Annotated in this window: 15 protein-coding genes; 13 read left to right on the top strand and 2 right to left on the bottom strand. The window is 61.1% G+C overall.

Annotation, left to right across the window (positions count from 1 at the left end; translation table 11 throughout):
• The first annotated feature begins 211 nt into the window (after nt 1–211).
• From PSEWESI4_RS23780 to PSEWESI4_RS23730, 11 genes are all read left to right on the top strand, one after another.
• Complete coding sequence (locus PSEWESI4_RS23780) at nt 212–2,245, top strand: type VI secretion system Vgr family protein (RefSeq protein ID WP_187673715.1); 2,034 nt, start codon at nt 212–214, stop codon at nt 2,243–2,245.
• On the top strand, nt 2,242–2,814 hold the full coding sequence (locus PSEWESI4_RS23775) for a DUF4123 domain-containing protein (protein ID WP_187673714.1): 573 nt from the start codon (nt 2,242–2,244) through the stop codon (nt 2,812–2,814). Before PSEWESI4_RS23780 ends, PSEWESI4_RS23775 begins: the two co-directional genes overlap by 4 nt.
• Nucleotides 2,814–3,653 carry a hypothetical protein gene (locus PSEWESI4_RS23770; RefSeq protein ID WP_187673713.1) on the top strand — a complete coding sequence of 280 codons (840 nt, stop codon included), beginning with the start codon at nt 2,814–2,816 and terminating at the stop codon, nt 3,651–3,653. Before PSEWESI4_RS23775 ends, PSEWESI4_RS23770 begins: the two co-directional genes overlap by 1 nt.
• Nucleotides 3,650–5,530, top strand: coding sequence for a hypothetical protein (locus PSEWESI4_RS23765; RefSeq protein ID WP_187673712.1), 1,881 nt, complete (start codon nt 3,650–3,652; stop codon nt 5,528–5,530). Before PSEWESI4_RS23770 ends, PSEWESI4_RS23765 begins: the two co-directional genes overlap by 4 nt.
• A 7-nt stretch (nt 5,531–5,537) precedes the next feature.
• Nucleotides 5,538–6,449, top strand: a complete 912-nt coding sequence (locus PSEWESI4_RS25245; RefSeq protein WP_235979004.1) for a hypothetical protein — start codon at nt 5,538–5,540, stop codon at nt 6,447–6,449.
• Between the two features lie 195 nt (nt 6,450–6,644).
• A complete protein-coding gene (locus PSEWESI4_RS23755; protein ID WP_187673711.1) occupies nt 6,645–7,052 on the top strand; it encodes a hypothetical protein in 408 nt (135 codons plus the stop codon).
• 54 nt (nt 7,053–7,106) lie between these two features.
• Nucleotides 7,107–8,321, top strand: coding sequence for a hypothetical protein (locus PSEWESI4_RS23750; protein ID WP_187673710.1), 1,215 nt, complete (start codon nt 7,107–7,109; stop codon nt 8,319–8,321).
• A 9-nt stretch (nt 8,322–8,330) separates the two neighbouring features.
• Nucleotides 8,331–9,254, top strand: a complete 924-nt coding sequence (locus tag PSEWESI4_RS25240) for a hypothetical protein (protein ID WP_235979003.1) — start codon at nt 8,331–8,333, stop codon at nt 9,252–9,254.
• A gap of 17 nt (nt 9,255–9,271) precedes the next feature.
• Nucleotides 9,272–10,111 (top strand): hypothetical protein, encoded by an 840-nt coding sequence (locus tag PSEWESI4_RS23740; protein ID WP_187673709.1) that lies wholly within the window; start codon nt 9,272–9,274, stop codon nt 10,109–10,111.
• A 35-nt stretch (nt 10,112–10,146) separates the two neighbouring features.
• Nucleotides 10,147–10,416 (top strand): PAAR domain-containing protein, encoded by a 270-nt coding sequence (locus tag PSEWESI4_RS23735; protein ID WP_187673708.1) that lies wholly within the window; start codon nt 10,147–10,149, stop codon nt 10,414–10,416.
• A 30-nt stretch (nt 10,417–10,446) separates the two neighbouring features.
• Nucleotides 10,447–10,668, top strand: a complete 222-nt coding sequence (locus PSEWESI4_RS23730; RefSeq protein WP_187673707.1) for a carbon storage regulator — start codon at nt 10,447–10,449, stop codon at nt 10,666–10,668.
• 90 nt (nt 10,669–10,758) lie between these two features.
• On the opposite strand, the gene PSEWESI4_RS23725 is transcribed toward PSEWESI4_RS23730, so the two are convergent.
• The gene (locus PSEWESI4_RS23725) at nt 10,759–11,517 is read right to left on the bottom strand and encodes an AP2 domain-containing protein (RefSeq protein ID WP_235979002.1); all 759 of its coding nucleotides are present in this window, start codon (nt 11,515–11,517) and stop codon (nt 10,759–10,761) included.
• 730 nt (nt 11,518–12,247) lie between these two features.
• On the opposite strand from PSEWESI4_RS23725, the gene PSEWESI4_RS23720 reads away from it, so the two are divergent.
• Entirely contained in the window at nt 12,248–13,837 is a 1,590-nt protein-coding gene (locus PSEWESI4_RS23720) for an ABC-F family ATPase (protein WP_187673705.1), read from the top strand.
• Nucleotides 13,838–14,014: 177 nt separating this feature from the next.
• Nucleotides 14,015–15,190, top strand: a complete 1,176-nt coding sequence (locus PSEWESI4_RS23715; RefSeq protein WP_187673704.1) for an MFS transporter — start codon at nt 14,015–14,017, stop codon at nt 15,188–15,190.
• A 45-nt stretch (nt 15,191–15,235) separates the two neighbouring features.
• Here the strand turns inward: PSEWESI4_RS23715 and PSEWESI4_RS23710 are convergent, their stop codons facing one another.
• Entirely contained in the window at nt 15,236–15,850 is a 615-nt protein-coding gene (locus tag PSEWESI4_RS23710; protein ID WP_187673703.1) for an FMN-dependent NADH-azoreductase, read from the bottom strand.
• Between the last annotated feature and the right edge of the window lie 102 nt (nt 15,851–15,952).

Here is a 15,952-nt window from a genome sequence, read left to right as displayed (position 1 = left end):
CGTTCGACGCCTCAGCGTCAGCAATGGAACAGAGGCCAGGAGGCCCGACTCCTCAATGATGAGTGCACCACAACCCTTGCCTGGCCATCTTCAGTGCCGGCTATTTACATTGCACCCGCCCCGCACGCCAGTGGCCGCTTCGCGCTCGCCTCCCCAATGCCTCCCCCTTCGCTGCTCGCCATAAACCCACTGCGAACCGAGGAGGCCAACCATGGCCAGCCTGAGTGACCTGCGCTTCACCTTCGAACCCGCCAGCGGCGTCAAGCTCGACGTGGTGAAGTTCCGCCTGGAAGAAGCCCTCTCCGAATGTTTCACCCTGGACCTGGACCTGGTCAGCAGCGACCCCGCCATCGACTTCGGCCAGGTCCTCGACCAGCCCGCCCTGTTCACCCTCTGGCGCGGCGAGCAGCCCGTCCGCTACGTCCACGGCATCGTCTCCGAGTTCGAGCAACTCGACACCGGCTTCCGCCGCACCCGCTACCGCGCCCTGGTCGAACCCTCCCTCGCCCACACCCGGCTGTGCTCGGACTGGCGCATCTTCCAGCAGAAAAGCGTCCCCGACATCCTCCAGGCGCTGCTCAAGGAGCACCGGGTACACGACTACGAACAGCGCCTGGATTTCGAGCACGCTACCCGGGAATACTGCGTGCAACCGGGCGAGAGCGACTACCAGTTCCTCGCCCGGCTCGCCGCCGAGGAAGGCATCGTCTTCGTCTTCCTGCATTCCCGGGAAGGCCACCAACTCATCCACACCGACCACGTCAGCATGTTCGGTTACCTGAGCGGCGCGCCGGTGGAGTACCACCCCGCCACCGGCGGCGACCGACCCGGCCCCGCCCTGTGGCGCTTCAGCTACGCCGAACGGGTGCGCACCAGCACCCAGACCCAGCGCGATTACACGTTCAAGCATCCCAGGTTCAACCAGGAATACAGCCACACCACCCCGCACCTGGAGCACCAGGGGCAGTACGAGCGCTACGACTACCCCGGCCGCTACAAGAGTGAACCCGGCAAGCCCTTCACCGCCACCCGCCTGCTGGCGCTGCGCGGCGACGCCCGCACCGCCGAGGCCATCGGCGACGACGCCCGCCTGAAACCCGGCATCGTCTTCACCCTGAATGGCCACCCGCGCGAGGACCTCAACCGCACCTGGCTCCCGGTGCGCATCATCCACGAGGGCAAGCAGTTCAGCAGCCTGGAAGAAGAGTCCGCCGACGCCGACCACGGCACTCACTACGAAGCCCGCGCCAGCCTGGTGGACGCCAATACCGAATGGAAAGCGCCGCTGTGCGACAAACCCCGCATCGACGGCCCGCAGATCGCCACCGTGGTCGGCCCGCCCAACGAGGAAATCCACTGCGACAACTACGGCCGCGTGGTCGTCCAGTTCCCCTGGGACCGCGAAGGCAAGCAAGACGAACACAGCTCCTGCTGGATACGGGTGACGCAGAACTGGGCCGGCGCCACCTGGGGCCACATGGCCATCCCGCGCATCGGCCAGGAAGTGGTGGTGGACTTCCTCGACGGTGACTGCGACCAGCCGATCATCACCGGGCGCACCTACTCGGCGCTGACGCTGCCGCCCTACGAGCTGCCGCGCCACAAGACGCGCATGACCATCAAGAGCCAGACCCACAAGGGCGAGGGCTACAACGAACTGCGCTTCGAGGACGAGCACGGCCAGGAAGAGATCTTCGTCCACGCCCAGAAGGACCAGAACATCCACGTCAACAACGACGAATCGACCACCATCGGCAACGACCAGAGCCTTGCCGTCACGCGTGACCGGACCAAAAGGATCGGCCGGAACGACAGCACCACCATAGGCGAGGATCGCAAGGCTCATGTCCGCCAGGACGCCTTCACCACCATCGACCGCAACGAGATCCGCAAGGTCGGCAACACATTGAAGGAAGAGATCGCCTCCAGCCACCTCGTGCAGATCGGCGAAAACGAAACCATCGAGATCGAAGGCGTGCAGACCGTGCAGGTCAAAACCGCCTTGCGCACCTTGACCCGCGACTACCAGCTCCAAGGCACGGACCGCATCACCATCCGGGGGCCGGCCGGGAAGTTCGTGATCGACTCCAGTGGCGTCACCATCGACGCCCCCAGCATCCGCCTGCAGGGCGATGTCCAGATCACGAGCCCCGCCGGCGATCAGGTACAGGCCATCGAGGCCGCTATCCGCCAGGGCTCACCCCTGATCGAAGAATGCCCATTCGCCGGGAAGGATAAGCTATGAGTCTCCATGACCACTTGCAGTCGCTGGGCATTGCCAGCCGCGGTCCGCAATTCCGTCTGTTCGTACTGATAGAAGGCTCCGCACACAAGGAACTCATCGCCCGCCAGGAGTTTCATGAAGCGCAACTCCGCCCCCTGTGGCGGACCGAGGACCGGCCCGAACTGGAGAAGCATGCCCCTTACCTCAGCCTGGTGGAAGCGCACAGCGATTTCGACGCCTGGCTGGGCAGCATCCAGGCAAAGACACGCTGGACCGCCATCTACAGTCTATTGACGCTGGACCAATTGGCGACGCAGCTACGCCGCTTCAGCAAGTTCCAGAACGAGGATCGCCGCTTCTTCCTTCGACTGGGCGACCCCAACTCGCTGCATCTGTACCTGGCCTCGATCGCGGAGGACGCCACGACCGTGGGCCGGTTCTTCGCCAACGGCGGCATCGACGAATTCTATTTCCATGCCCCGGAGGCCCGGCTGTCGCAACGCGTACAACCGCTGTTCGAACAGAAGGACGTACCCGCCCCCTACCTCGACGGCTACCTGATCCGTATCAACGTGCAGGAGGTGGGTTGATGGCCCTTGACAGGATAGACCTCGACGCCATGGAACGAGGCGCCTACCGGCAGGCCGACCGCGACCTGGCGCAGTATCTGTGCGAGAACATGGCCCCCGTGCTCGAACGCGTGCCCGCCAGCCACGACGATGTGCCCCGGTTTGTCGAACTCGCCGGCGAGCACGCCCGCCAGAACGGCTACGGCGCCGGTCGCATGTACGGCCACTACATCATGACGGCCCTGTTGCTGGGATACGAATGGATGCAGGACCCGGTCTGGACCGACCTGGCGGCCATCCACGACGACCCCGGCCTGGATTTGGACAGCCGCTTGAACCTGGGCTTCAACCGGGCCATAGCCGCCCACCGGAAACGGGATGCCGCCTTGCCAGGGATGCTCGACATCACCTGTACCGTGCTGGCCCTTCGCAACGATGTGCTGACACTGCACGAACAGTGGAAAGCCTTCAAGCAGTTGGCCGCCCTTCGCGACATCACGGAATCGGATGCAGTGCTCCGGTATTTTGAAACCTACGAAGCGGACTTCAGGCAGCGGTTCAACCTGCCGCCAATACAGCGCACCAAGCTGACGGCATACCAACGGCTGGGCTATCAGCACATGGCGATGGCCCTGCCCGAACCCGTCGACGACATCCGCGACCTAAAGCCCCTCGGCGTTCAGCTCATGACCCAGTACATGCTGCTGGCGATGACGTTTGGCCGCTTCTACCTCGACAACCCATTGCTCGCCGCGCTTCACGAACGGCTGAAGCGCACGGAAATTCCCAGCCAGCAAGTCGAAGCGCTACGGGCGTTCCTGCAAGCGCATCGCCGTCTGCTGACGGAGGACGCTTCATGAGCAACTCAGCGCTCGACACCGCCTACGAAACGCTGGCCCAGGATGCGCTGGAGGGCAACCTGCCCCACCCGGCCACGGTCTGCAAGGACTGTACGGAAATCGGCGTTCCCTTCTCTCTCAACACTGGCGACGGACCTCGTGATGCCGACCTTGCCTTGGGTATCCCTTCCACGGAAACAGCGGCAACTGAAACCTGGTTCACCAGCAATCCCTGGATCAATGATGAGCTACAGAACTTCCGGGACACCTTTGCCCTGCGCGTACTGATGCGCCTCGGCGAACTGAAGGGGGAAGCCTTCCTGGCTGAGTTTCAGGCTTACATCAAATCCAGGGGTTTTGAACTCGACTGCCTCGACTACATGATCGACGAAGGCGAGGTTTTGACGCCGCCCGAGCTGGAAAACATCACCCACGGCACACTCATCGATAAAGAGCTTCAGTGCGCCGACACCAATTTCAATTTCCATGGAAAAAACGTCTATTACTGGACGTTCACCACCGCGCGTTTTACCGAGGGAGGTCATCGAGAAGGCGTCTTCTACAATCCGTTCCCGCCGGTCGACTGGCACGTCTCGGGGCGATTCGACATCGACCGCGCCGCCCAATGCCTGGTGACTTCGTTCGAACAGCAGAAGCAGCGCGACAAGCAGTGGGAAGTGGTGAAGATGGTGGGCAGGATCGGGCTCGGCATCCTGACCTTCATTCCCGCCGTCCGGGTAGTGACGCTGGGTGCCAGAGGGCTCCGCTACTCCATTGCCGTCATTGAAGCGGTCATGTCGGCCAACGAGATAGCCAGCGGTAGCACCTCCCTTATCAAAGGCGAAGGGATCGACCTCGGCGAGACGATGTTCGAGAGCCTGGCAAAACTCGCCGACCCCAAGAGTGATGGTGAACGCGGCCGCCAAGTCTTCATGTTCATCAACCTTGCGCTGATTGCGCCATCGATCCAAGACGGTGCGCGCTGGGTGCTTCGCAGGATCTGGAACACGCCATCCTCGATACGCTATGACCTGAAGGCACTGCCCGAACCCGACCGCAAGGCCCTGAACAACCACGCCAGTGCGGAACCGAAAGCCATCGAGTTGCGGGGCAGTAGACGCGGAAGGAGCAACGACGACAGCGTTGAATGGTTTGATCGTCCCTCGCTGGATACCAACAGCAGCCAGGTGGGGCTGACCACGGCGACGGGCAAAGCCAACTACGCCGTGATGACCAACACCTTGCGCGCACGCCTGGCGATGCTGATCCTTCACAACGGCGGCAAACTGCGAGTCACGGGGCGTGTAGGAAAGGTGGTCGGGGATGCGGGAGAAGAAGTGCTGGTGGCAGCGTTGATAGAGCGGATGAAGTTCAGGCCTGAAAATATCCTGGGCTACAGTCTGGACCCCAGCAAAATTCCCCACCGTATTGGCTTATCCAACAAAAGTAATCAGGGCTTAGATGTTCTGGTCTACGTTCCCCCACCACCCTCACTTGAGGTCAGGGTACCTACAACGGGAGCGATGCGCCACGGCATAGACGGCATGAACGGTAAGGCCGAAACAGAAAAAATCCATTTCACCAAGAAAACCCTTTTGGTATTTGAAACTAAAACAACACTCAGCAAAGACTTTACACCAGACTTTAACCCCACTCAAAGAAATGGGCTCAAGAAGGTTAATGAAGTAAAGAGAAATATTTCCGGAAAAAAACGCAGATGGAAACCTCACACCATGAGGCAAGTCGATCCAGATTACATGGGAAAGCTCGACGCCATTGAGGAAGCACAAAAATCTGGAGACATTGCATTTATCCACGCACAAGTATTTCTCGATGAACAAGGCATCCCGCGCAAGCTTGTAGGCGGTGGAAGCGGCATACAGCTCAATATATGGTGACACTGTAATGACCAAAGCAGCTAAAAATAGAATGCAAAAAATTCTATCTGAAGTTTTTGACTGGGCGACTGATGTCGCCCCGACGAGTGACAATCGGCTACGAAATTACGAAGCTGGCAATGGCAGTATTGCTCTAGCCAACATTGATCTATCCCGATATGGAATGCATGCCATAAGCGAGGGCCTTGCAGAAGCATACTCAGGCAAACACCTCAACGCCATTCGCCTGATGTCATTTGGATTTACTCGTATGCTATATGCACATTTGACAGATATTCGAATTTTGAAGGAGTCAGACCGCCAAGGCAGTGAAACATTAGATGACTGTACACACCTTATGTTAGGTGTGATCACATTAGGCCGCCCCCATCTTGTAAGACCATACTTACAAGAAGTCACTGATGGGTTGGATAGTGGCTATGGGGTTAGTGATGGGCACGACCTCCCCTACGGAACTACTCTGCGCTATTCAGCCTTCGGCCTGAGCATTATCAGCGATTGGCTCGGCCAGCCACTGGATCTGGACAAATATGCCCTGCCCCGCGACCCAGCCTGGGGCCAACTGGTGGCGCACTGGCGCGAACCCGACCCGGAAAAGCTGCTCCCCGTGCTGCTGGCCGCCTGCGACATACATATCGAACGCATGGCCGTGACAGACCGCGAAGCTGATGATAGCGAGAATTTTGAATTCAACTCCGTGTTCATGGCCGTGCATCCCACCGAAATCCTGGCCGTACTGCGCCTGCGCGACTTGCTCGGCCTGCCCAACCCGCTGCAGATCGACCACCCGCTAATGCAGACACCCTATGCCGCCATCACCTGCCGGCCGGGCGACGTCACCGAAAACGACGAGCTGCTCGACCGCTACCTGGCCGCGATACGCCAGCGCGATCCGCATGTGCTGCCGCCTGGCCTATAGCGGTCACCGTTGCCCCGCGCGCGGTCATTGGCCATTGAATGAACGCCCCACTGGACGCTGGCCACAGCGTAGTGCGGCGACACGCGCCGTCTGCACCACCATCCGCAACAGGGAGAAGGAAATGCCCACGAAGCCGCAAATTGGACCAGGACTGCTGATGGCATGGCTTGCAACGGTATCCAGGGAAGATAAGGCATGAGCAATACAGCGCTCGACGCCACCCTCGAAACGCTGGGCCAGGATGCGATGGAGGGCAACCTGCCCCGCCCGACCACGGTCTGCAAGGACTGCACGGAAGTCGCCGTACCGTTCTCCATCAACGCTGGCAATGGTCCCCGCGACGCGGACCGGGCACGGGGCATTCCCTCCCATGACGGAGCCGCCACGGAAGCCTGGTTCCTCGACAACCCCTGGATCACGGACCGCATTCAGAACTTCCGCGATACCTTCCTGCTCCGTGTACTGCTGCGTTTCGGCGAACTCAAGGGCGAGGCGTACATGGCGGAATTCTATACATACATCGCCGCCAAGGGCCTTGAGCTGACCAGCATCGAAAACCTGATGGTTACGGAGAAGTACATCACTCCCAATTTCATGCACTAGGTTGTCAAGGCCAAGGTAGAACGCCCCAAGGTTGAATGTAACAGCGGCAACTTCGTGTTTCTCAACAGTTCCATCTACTTCTGGAGCTTCACCTCTGCCCAATTCATCGATGACACCCAGGTCGGGGCCCAAGGCCAACGTTACGACACCGTATTTGCCTGGGACCTCTCCGGCCAGTACGACATCGCCCGCGCCGCAAACGACCTGGCCGCTGCCTTCGAACGAGAGAAGGCCATCGACAAAACCTGGAACAGAATCTACGGTGCCGTGAATCTCGGGCTGGGCGTGCTCTCCATCATTCCCGCGGTCCGCGTGCTCAGGACGGGCGCCTCCGGCATCCGCTATGCCTACGCCGCACTTGATGCGGCCCTGGCCGCCAACTCCATCGCCAGCGGCAGCACCTCCCTCATCACGGGTGAAGGGATCGATCTGGGCGAGACGATGTTCGCCAGCCTGGAGCCCCGCGCCATCGAGCTGCACGGCAGCAAGCCGGGCGACGACGATACCGGGAAGATCGACTGGTTCGAGCGTCCCTCGCTGGACACCAACCGCAGCCAGGTGGGCGTGGCACTGCAAACGGGCCGCGCCAACTACGCGGTGATGTCCAACACGCTCCGCTCACGCCTGTCGATGTTGATCCATAACCACGGGACAGACGTACGTTCGGTCAAGAACCTCAGCAATGTTATCGGTGACGCGGGCGAAGAAGCCATGGTGGCGGCGATGGTGGAACGGATGGATTTCGATCCCAAGAACATCCTGGGCTACAGCCCGGCCCCGGGGAAAATCCCCCACCGCATCGGCCTGTCCAACAAAAGCAGGCATGGTCTTGATGTGCTGGTATATGTGCCTCCGCCGCCATCGCTCACCGCGCGCGCGCCCAGCAGCAACGGCATGCGCAACAGGATCGATGATGCAAGAAAACCGGCACCTCCCATAGTCATGAAATTTGAAGAGCGAACATTGCTTGTGATCGAAACAAAGTCGACGCTTGGCTACAGAAGAACCCCCGGGCTCAATGACACTCAGACGAATGGGGTTGGCAAGGTCGATGATGTCTTGAACAAGATCAGAACAAATCACCAGATGTGGAGTGATAACAGTCTTTCCTCAGTCGATCCAAACCACATGGAAAAGTACAAATCCCTCAGAAGGGCAAGAAGTAGCGGGAAGATCGCATATCTACACGCGCAAATATTTTTTGATTCAAATGGCCAACTAAATAAAAACGTTGGCAACGGAACCGGCATCCAGCTCAATAGCTGGTAATGGAGAGCCATGATGAAGGAATTACAGTCGGCCAGATTAAATAAATCTCTATCCAAGGTTCCCAAGTGGGCAGACGACCGGCGCCCCTTAAGTGATGACGACCTACAGTCGTACATTGAGGGTGATCCAGAAGTTGATGCCGGACTTGTATGTTTTGAGCTGTTCGACTACGGCATGCTGGCTGTAAGCCAAAGTCTGCTCGCGGCACACGACAAGCGAGCGACAGAGGCCAACCGACTCATGTCCTTTGGCATCAAAAGGATGCTGTATGCAGACATGATCACACTAAAGAAGGTCCAAGTGACGCGGACTGGAGGATTCGTCGGCACCTTGGATGGCTGTACCCATCTTATGCTCGGTGCCATTGCACTAGGCCAGCCTCAACTCGTCGCTCCGTTCTATCAGGAAGTGCTGGACGGCGTAGAAGGCGGATATGGCGCCGGAGATGGCCATAAACCGCCAGTCAGCAGCACGCTGCGTTATGCCGCATTCGGCCTGAGCATCATCAGCGAATGGCTCGGCAACCCGCTGGATCTGGACAAGCATGCCCTGCCCCGCGACCCCGCCTGGGGCCAACTGGTGGCGCACTGGCGCGAACCCGCCCCGGAAAAGCTGCTCCCCGTGTTGCTGGCCGCCTGCGACGTGCATATTGAGCGCATGGCCGTGACGGACCGCGAAGCCAGCCAGGACAAGAAATACGAGTTCAGCTCGACCTTCCTGGCCGTACACCCCACCGAAATCCTGGCCGTGCTACGCCTGCGCGACCTGCTCGGCCTGCCCAACCCGACCCAGATCGACCACCCGCTGATGCAGACGCCCTACGCAGCCATCACCTGCCGGCCGGGTGAAGTCACCGAAAACGACGAGCTGCTGGACCGCTACCTGGCCGCGATGCGCCAGCACGATCCGCATGTGCTGCCGCCAGGCTTATGAGCGAGCGGAGCGATAGCATGCAGATTCCAACGTGGGAGCAATTCTCTGCCGTGTTCGCCGCTCCCGGCGACGAACAGGCACGCGCCGTGCGCGAGGCATTTATCCAGCAGCACAACGAACGCGAGGGGGATGAGGCGACATCGTCGGTAGAAGACTACGTGAATGCTTTGATCACGCTCTATGGGTATTTCCTGGATCACAAGGAAGGAACCTTCAGTGTCGTCGAATGGCTGGACGACAAGCTGGGGGATGCGTTCACCATCGATTTCGATGATGACGGCGAGGCGGTAGAAGTACGCTTTGGCGGCAGGAAGATCGTGCTCTCCCATCACTCGATGGGAACCGATGAGCTCGAGCAGGACGTGGCACAGCTCGAACGACTGATGGAGGAACGGTACTACATCATCTATCAGTGCATCGGCGAAGGGTTCAGTGACACCTTGGAATTGTTGCTGGTGCCCTCCGATCATTGGCGCCGGGCAGAAATGATCTATGGCCAGGCCTGGGTCGCAGCCCATTTCATGCGCTGCGTCGGTGAAGAGCCATTCGCGCCCCAAAGCGATGCGCCGCCCGCCAGCACGGGCCAAGCACCGGTTGCCAACAGGCGTTCCAGTGAAGAGAGCGAGTGGGACACGTTCTACCACTTCAAAGCCAAGATATTCCTCTGGTTCGTTCTGCCAGTGCTGGTCGCGTTCGCGCTCTACGTGGCGTGGGGGGTGCTGAAGAGCGATACCCTGCCGCCCCCTCAGCCCGAGGGCTGCGAGAACGTGGACAGGACATTCCGCAACCTGCCGGCGGAACAGGCCGAGCCCCTGAAGGAGCACATGCGCCGGCAGCTCGGTTGCAATAGCGAATAAAACTGTACGGTGCCCTGCACCGAAGGAGAGAACACATGCCAGGACGCGGCGCGATCCGCCTGGGCGACAGCCATACCGGCGGCGGCACGATGATCGAGGCCAGCGGCATTCCCGTGGATGGCATCCCGCAATGCCTGCTCGGCGACAAGGCGCAATGCCCGAAATGCAAGGGTACCTACCCGCTGGTTTCGGGCGGTGACGGCACCGCCATCCACAATGGCCGCCCCATGGTGTTCGAGCCGGCGCAGCTTGCCTGCGGCTGCACCGTCTCGTCATCCTGCACAGGGCACTACGACAAAGCGTAGCGCTGCCGGGCATACAAGGAGGTAATCGCAATGGGATTGGTACCGCCCCGGCACCACGGTGACAAAGTCAGGCTATTGGTCCGACAGGACATCACCAACGACGAACTGAAACAACTGATCGAGGACGGCATCACGATTACCGTTATCGAAAACGACAATCGCAGCGTTCGGTTCCACTTTTCGGCCGCCATGTCCGTCAAGATTCTGCGTGAGGAACTGCTCTCCTCCACCGACGACATGACAGCAGGGTGAACGCACGCAACCGCCCCGGCCAATCCGGCCCGATGCCGACCGGGGCGGTGCGTAACCTGGTTTTCCCAAGGCCAAGTGGCCTATCGGAACCTATACCGGGTGAACACCGGCATAGGCAGGACGTTCGATGATTTCGCGGATCGAGACGCCCCGCTCCAAGTCGAACCCCTCGACGGTAAAGACCGATCCGTGGGTGCTCATGAAGCGGTCGCGGACGGATGCCCCATACAGCTCCTCGATGAAGCCGGATGCGTTGTCGGCCATTTCGGCCAGCCCCTGAGCGAGCGGTTTGCGTCGTAGCGATAGCGAGACCTTGTGTTTTTTCCCCTTCCAGGCCAGGTCCGAAACTCTAAGCATCAGGCGCTGACCCTGGCTAGTCTGTAGGTGGAGCCCCAGGTGGAGCCATCTGGGACGGAGCGCGTCGAAGCGTGCGTTGATCTCTATGAGCTTCTTTCTGGCCTCGGCTATCATCGCGGCGATCAGCGCTTCGTCTTCCGGCTCGTCCGAGTCGTCGAGCAAATCGCCGAAGTACTTTTCGGCGGTTTCCGTCGAAAGCCCCGGGGAAAGCTTGAACTCCGGCGGCAATTCGCGCAGCCATTCTTCGCGCTGGGCGATGGCGCGGGCCCGGGCTTCATCTTCACCACCATACTGATCGATCCTGAACCAGGCGCGCTTGATGCCATGCTTGCTGGTCAATTGCGCCAGCCAGGCGGGATGCTTGCCCCATTGCACGTTGGGAAAGATGCCCGGCACGCCGGTCTTGTTGCGCACCTGTGGGGTACGGGCGAGATGACGGTTGATGGCCGGAGGAATCAGGCTGACGATGGCATCACGGTAGGCTTTGGCCATCGCTAACGCCTCTTGTTCACTACCATAGATACCGTGCGTGAATGTACGAGAGATACGCAGACCGCGTCGCGAGATGTGGACAACCCACACACGCGCACCATTCCGGCTGCGCCATGGCATGATGCCATAAAGATCGTCCGGCTCAGATGGTGTGGAATGCTGCTGAGGCTGTTCCGTGCTTTGCGTATCGATCGGCTTACCCGTCACTTCCGTGTCCCCCAGACCACATCGTGGATGGCTGGATGTTACCGACCAACTTGTGATTTAGGCTCCGCAATGGTCCGAATAAGAAAATTCCGAACGATAAGCGGCCAGACGCACGTACTGCGTCTCGGGGGTTCGCATGGACAGGTCAAACGGCCTTAGAAGGGGGCCTCGGCATCCTCGCTCGCCGAAAGCCCCTTCGTCTTTCCGCCAGGCAAGGGCGGGCTGTGGATCAGGGAGCCAAGTGTTACCATTAGCCACTTTCACGCCTCGCTGGATGCTCCAGACATCCGTAGGCGCCGGCAGTACGACGCCTGACACACCTATGCGACAATCTGCCCGATATCAGGCCTAAACCCCGCCTTTATTGCTCAGCAGCTCGGCCACTCAGTGCAGATGCTGCTGACTCGATATGCCCGCTGGCTGGATGGCGCGAGTGACTGGGCAGAAATGGAAAAATTAACTTTTGCCCCAAAAGTGCCCCAAGCCGAATCGTAACCCTCTGAAACCCGCGAGATAGAGCCTCTTGATTTCCACCGCAAATATCACCATGCAGTTCGGCGCCAAGCCGCTGTTCGAGAACGTCTCCGTCAAGTTCGGCAATGGCAACCGCTACGGCCTGATCGGCGCCAACGGCTGCGGCAAGTCGACCTTCATGAAGATCCTTGGCGGCGACCTGGAGCCTTCCGCCGGCCAGGTGATGCTCGAAGCCAACACCCGCCTCGGCAAGCTGCGCCAGGACCAGTTCGCCTACGAGGCCTTCAGCGTGATCGACACGGTGATCATGGGCCACGAGCAATTGTGGAAGGTCAAGGCCGAGCGCGACCGCATCTATTCCCTGCCGGAAATGAGCGAGGAAGACGGCATGGCAGTGGCCGAGCTGGAAGTGGAGTTCGCCGAGATGGACGGCTACACCGCCGAATCGCGCGCGGGCGAACTGCTGCTCGGCCTGGGCATCCCGCTGGAACAGCACTTCGGCCCGATGAGCGAGGTGGCGCCCGGCTGGAAGCTGCGTGTGCTGCTGGCCCAGGCGCTGTTCTCCGACCCGGACGTGCTGCTGCTCGACGAGCCGACCAACCACCTGGACATCAACACCATCCGCTGGCTGGAAAGCGTGCTGACCGCGCGTAACAGCACGATGATCATCATTTCCCACGATCGTCACTTCCTGAACAGCGTCTGCACCCATATGGCCGACCTGGACTACGGCGAGTTGCGCCTGTTCCCCGGTAACTACGACGAGTACATGACCGCCGCCACCCAGGCCCGCGAGCGCCTGCTGTCGGACAACGCCAAGAAGAAGGCGCAGATCGCCGAGCTGCAACAGTTCGTCAGCCGCTTCTCGGCCAACGCCTCGAAGGCCAAGCAGGCCACCAGCCGTGCACGGCAGATCGACAAGATCCAGCTCGAAGAGGTCAAGCCGTCCAGCCGGGTCAGCCCGTTCATCCGCTTCGAGCAGTACAAGAAGCTGCACCGCCAGGCGGTGACCGTGGAGAAACTGACCAAGGGCTTCGACGACAAGCCGCTGTTCAGCAACTTCAGCTTCCAGATCGAGGCCGGCGAGCGTGTGGCGATCATCGGCCCCAACGGCATCGGCAAGACCACCCTGCTGCGCACCCTGGTCGGCGACCTGGCGCCCGACGCCGGCGAGGTGAAGTGGACCGACAGCGCCGACGTCGGCTACTACGCCCAGGACCATGCCGACGACTTCTCCGACGATGTCAGCCTGTTCGACTGGATGGGCCAGTGGACCCAGGGTGGCGAGCAGATCGTGCGCGGCACCCTCGGCCGCATGCTGTTCTCCGGCGACGAGATCGGCAAGTCGGTGAAGGTGATCTCCGGTGGCGAGCAGGGCCGCATGCTGTTCGGCAAGCTGATCCTCAAGAAGCCCAACGTGCTGGTGATGGACGAGCCGACCAACCACCTCGACATGGAGTCCATCGAGGCGCTCAACCTGGCGCTGGAGAACTACCCGGGCACCTTGGTCTTCGTCAGCCACGACCGCGAGTTCGTTTCCTCGCTGGCCACCCGGATCATCGAGCTGGGCGAGAACGGCGTGGTCGACTTCAGCGGCAGCTACGACGAGTACCTGCGCAGTCAGGGCATCCTGGTCTGACGGGCGATCGCGGGAGTCGGCGAGCCGGCTCCCGCATCCGGGCTACGGTTTCAGAACCACTCCGTAGACCACGCCATAAGAGCCGTGAATAAGTACCAGGCTCATCGTTAGCTAGCTTCCTTTTGTTTCCAGCAGCGGCCATTATTGGCGGGTCTTTCGACTTGCACGCTGCCCACGATGCCCAGCACCCAGACCAACTCGACGGCGATCACCCTGCAGATTCTCTCCGTCGTGTTCTTTTCCTTTCTCGGCTACCTGTGCGCAGGCATTCCCCTCGCGGTCCTGCCCGGCTACGTGCACCAGCAACTCGGCTTCGGCAGCGTGATCGCCGGCCTGGCCATCGGCTTGCAGTATTTCGCGACACTGTTCAGCCGCCCGCTGGCCGGGCGCCTGGCCGACACCTACGGCAGCAAGCCGGGGGTGCTCTACGGGTTGCTCGGCATCGCCGCCAGCGGTGTGCTGACCCTGCTCTCCCCCCTGCTCCAGGACTGGCCGTTGCCCAGCCTGCTGTTCCTCCTGGCTGGCCGTGTGGTGCTCGGCGCGGCGTTGAGCATCATCGGTATCAGCGCGATCAGTTGGGGGATCGCCCGGGTCGGCGCCGAACACACCGCGCGGGTGATCTCCTGGAACGGCATTGCCGCCTACGCCGCCATCGGCATCGGTGCGCCGCTCGGGGTGGCCATGGCCGATGCACTGGGGGTATGGACCATCGGCGCGGCGCTGGCCTTGCTCGCGGGCCTGGCCCTGCTGTTGATCTGGCCGAAGCCGGCGCCCTCGGTAATTCCCGGCGAGCGCCTGTCGTTCATGTCGGTGCTCTGGAAGGTCAGCCCCTACGGCATGGGCCTGGCGTTCGGCTCGATCGGCTACGGCGCCCTGACCACCTTCATCACCCTGTTCTATGCCAGCCGTGGCTGGACCGGAGCGGCCTATTGCCTGACGGCATTCGGCATCGCCTTCATCGTCGCGCGGTTGTTGTTCATCAACAGCATCAACCGTCTCGGCGGCTTCAACGTGGCCATCGCCTGCCTGGGCATCGAGGCCCTTGGCCTGCTGTTGCTGTGGCTGACACCGTCACCGGCGTTCGCGCTGCTCGGTGCGGCGCTCGCCGGCTTCGGTCTGTCGCTGGTCTACCCGGCGCTGGGCATGGAGGTCATCGGGCGCATCCCGGCCAGCAGCCGCAGCGCCGGCTTGGGCGCCTACGCGGTGTTCTTCGACCTGGCACTGGGCATCGCCGGCCCGCTGATGGGCATGGTCGCCAGCGACCATGGCTATGCCGCGATCTTCCTGGTCGCGGCATTGCTGTCGGCGGCCGGCATGCTACTGAGCCTGGGGCTCGCCCTGAACAAGCGCTAGGAGCGTCGGACGACGCTCCGCTTCACGGCGGGCTGAAACCTGTCGTCAGGCGGCGGTAGTCTCGAACAGTTCGCCAATCCGTGCCCGGGCCTGCTCGATGGCTTCGCCGCGCGCCGCGTCGCCCATCGCCAGGCCATGGGCATGCACGACCTGCACGTCGGTGATGCCGACGAAGCCCAGCACGAACTTCAGATAATCCTCATGGGCCGCGGCGCTCGGCTGGCCGACGTGCTGGCCGCCTGCGCTGGAGACGATCACCACCCGCTTGCCGACTGCCAGGCCTTCCGGGCCCTGCTCGGTGTAACGGAAGGTCTTGCCGGCCACCGCGATGCGGTCGATCCAGGCCTTCAGTTGGCTGGGCAGCGCGAAGTTGTACATCGGCGCGCCGATCACGATGGCGTCGGCGGCGAGGAACTCGGCCAGGGTGCTCTCGGCACGCTCGGCTTCCAGCTTCTGTGCCGCATCGCGCAGCTCGGCCGGGGTATTGGTGGCGACCAGGCTGAGCGCGGACAGGTGGCCAAGCTCGTCGGTGGCCAGGTCACGGTAGCTGACCTCGACGCCGGTTTCCGCCGCCTGCCAGGCCTCGACCACGGCGCGGCTGAGTTGGCGGGACGCGGAAGCATCGCCGAGGATGCTGGAATCGATGTGGAGAAGTTTCATGGGCAAGACTCCTAGATGAGGATCGCCGAACCGGCGATCACGTTGCATAAGATGCTACCCATGGATCGAATACCTGATTAGTCTGTAATTCTGCGATAGATC

Origin of the sequence: Zestomonas carbonaria (assembly GCF_904061905.1) — a bacterium.
Taxonomy (GTDB): Bacteria; Pseudomonadota; Gammaproteobacteria; order Pseudomonadales; family Pseudomonadaceae; genus Aquipseudomonas; species Aquipseudomonas carbonaria.
This window is presented reverse-complemented; position numbering and strand designations above follow the sequence as displayed.

Excerpts from the sequence above, each read along its gene's own strand:
- PSEWESI4_RS23780 (WP_187673715.1), top strand. The coding sequence starts at position 212 with ATGGCCAGCCTGAGTGACCTGCGCTTCACCTTCGAACCCGCCAGCGGC.
- PSEWESI4_RS23775 (WP_187673714.1), top strand. The coding sequence starts at position 2,242 with ATGAGTCTCCATGACCACTTGCAGTCGCTGGGCATTGCCAGCCGCGGT.
- PSEWESI4_RS23770 (WP_187673713.1), top strand. The coding sequence starts at position 2,814 with ATGGCCCTTGACAGGATAGACCTCGACGCCATGGAACGAGGCGCCTAC.
- PSEWESI4_RS23765 (WP_187673712.1), top strand. The coding sequence starts at position 3,650 with ATGAGCAACTCAGCGCTCGACACCGCCTACGAAACGCTGGCCCAGGAT.
- PSEWESI4_RS25245 (WP_235979004.1), top strand. The coding sequence starts at position 5,538 with ATGACCAAAGCAGCTAAAAATAGAATGCAAAAAATTCTATCTGAAGTT.
- PSEWESI4_RS23755 (WP_187673711.1), top strand. The coding sequence starts at position 6,645 with ATGAGCAATACAGCGCTCGACGCCACCCTCGAAACGCTGGGCCAGGAT.
- PSEWESI4_RS25240 (WP_235979003.1), top strand. The coding sequence starts at position 8,331 with ATGATGAAGGAATTACAGTCGGCCAGATTAAATAAATCTCTATCCAAG.
- PSEWESI4_RS23740 (WP_187673709.1), top strand. The coding sequence starts at position 9,272 with ATGCAGATTCCAACGTGGGAGCAATTCTCTGCCGTGTTCGCCGCTCCC.
- PSEWESI4_RS23735 (WP_187673708.1), top strand. The coding sequence starts at position 10,147 with ATGCCAGGACGCGGCGCGATCCGCCTGGGCGACAGCCATACCGGCGGC.
- PSEWESI4_RS23730 (WP_187673707.1), top strand. The coding sequence starts at position 10,447 with ATGGGATTGGTACCGCCCCGGCACCACGGTGACAAAGTCAGGCTATTG.
- PSEWESI4_RS23725 (WP_235979002.1), bottom strand. The coding sequence starts at position 11,517 with ATGGCCAAAGCCTACCGTGATGCCATCGTCAGCCTGATTCCTCCGGCC.
- PSEWESI4_RS23715 (WP_187673704.1), top strand. The coding sequence starts at position 14,015 with ATGCCCAGCACCCAGACCAACTCGACGGCGATCACCCTGCAGATTCTC.
- PSEWESI4_RS23710 (WP_187673703.1), bottom strand. The coding sequence starts at position 15,850 with ATGAAACTTCTCCACATCGATTCCAGCATCCTCGGCGATGCTTCCGCG.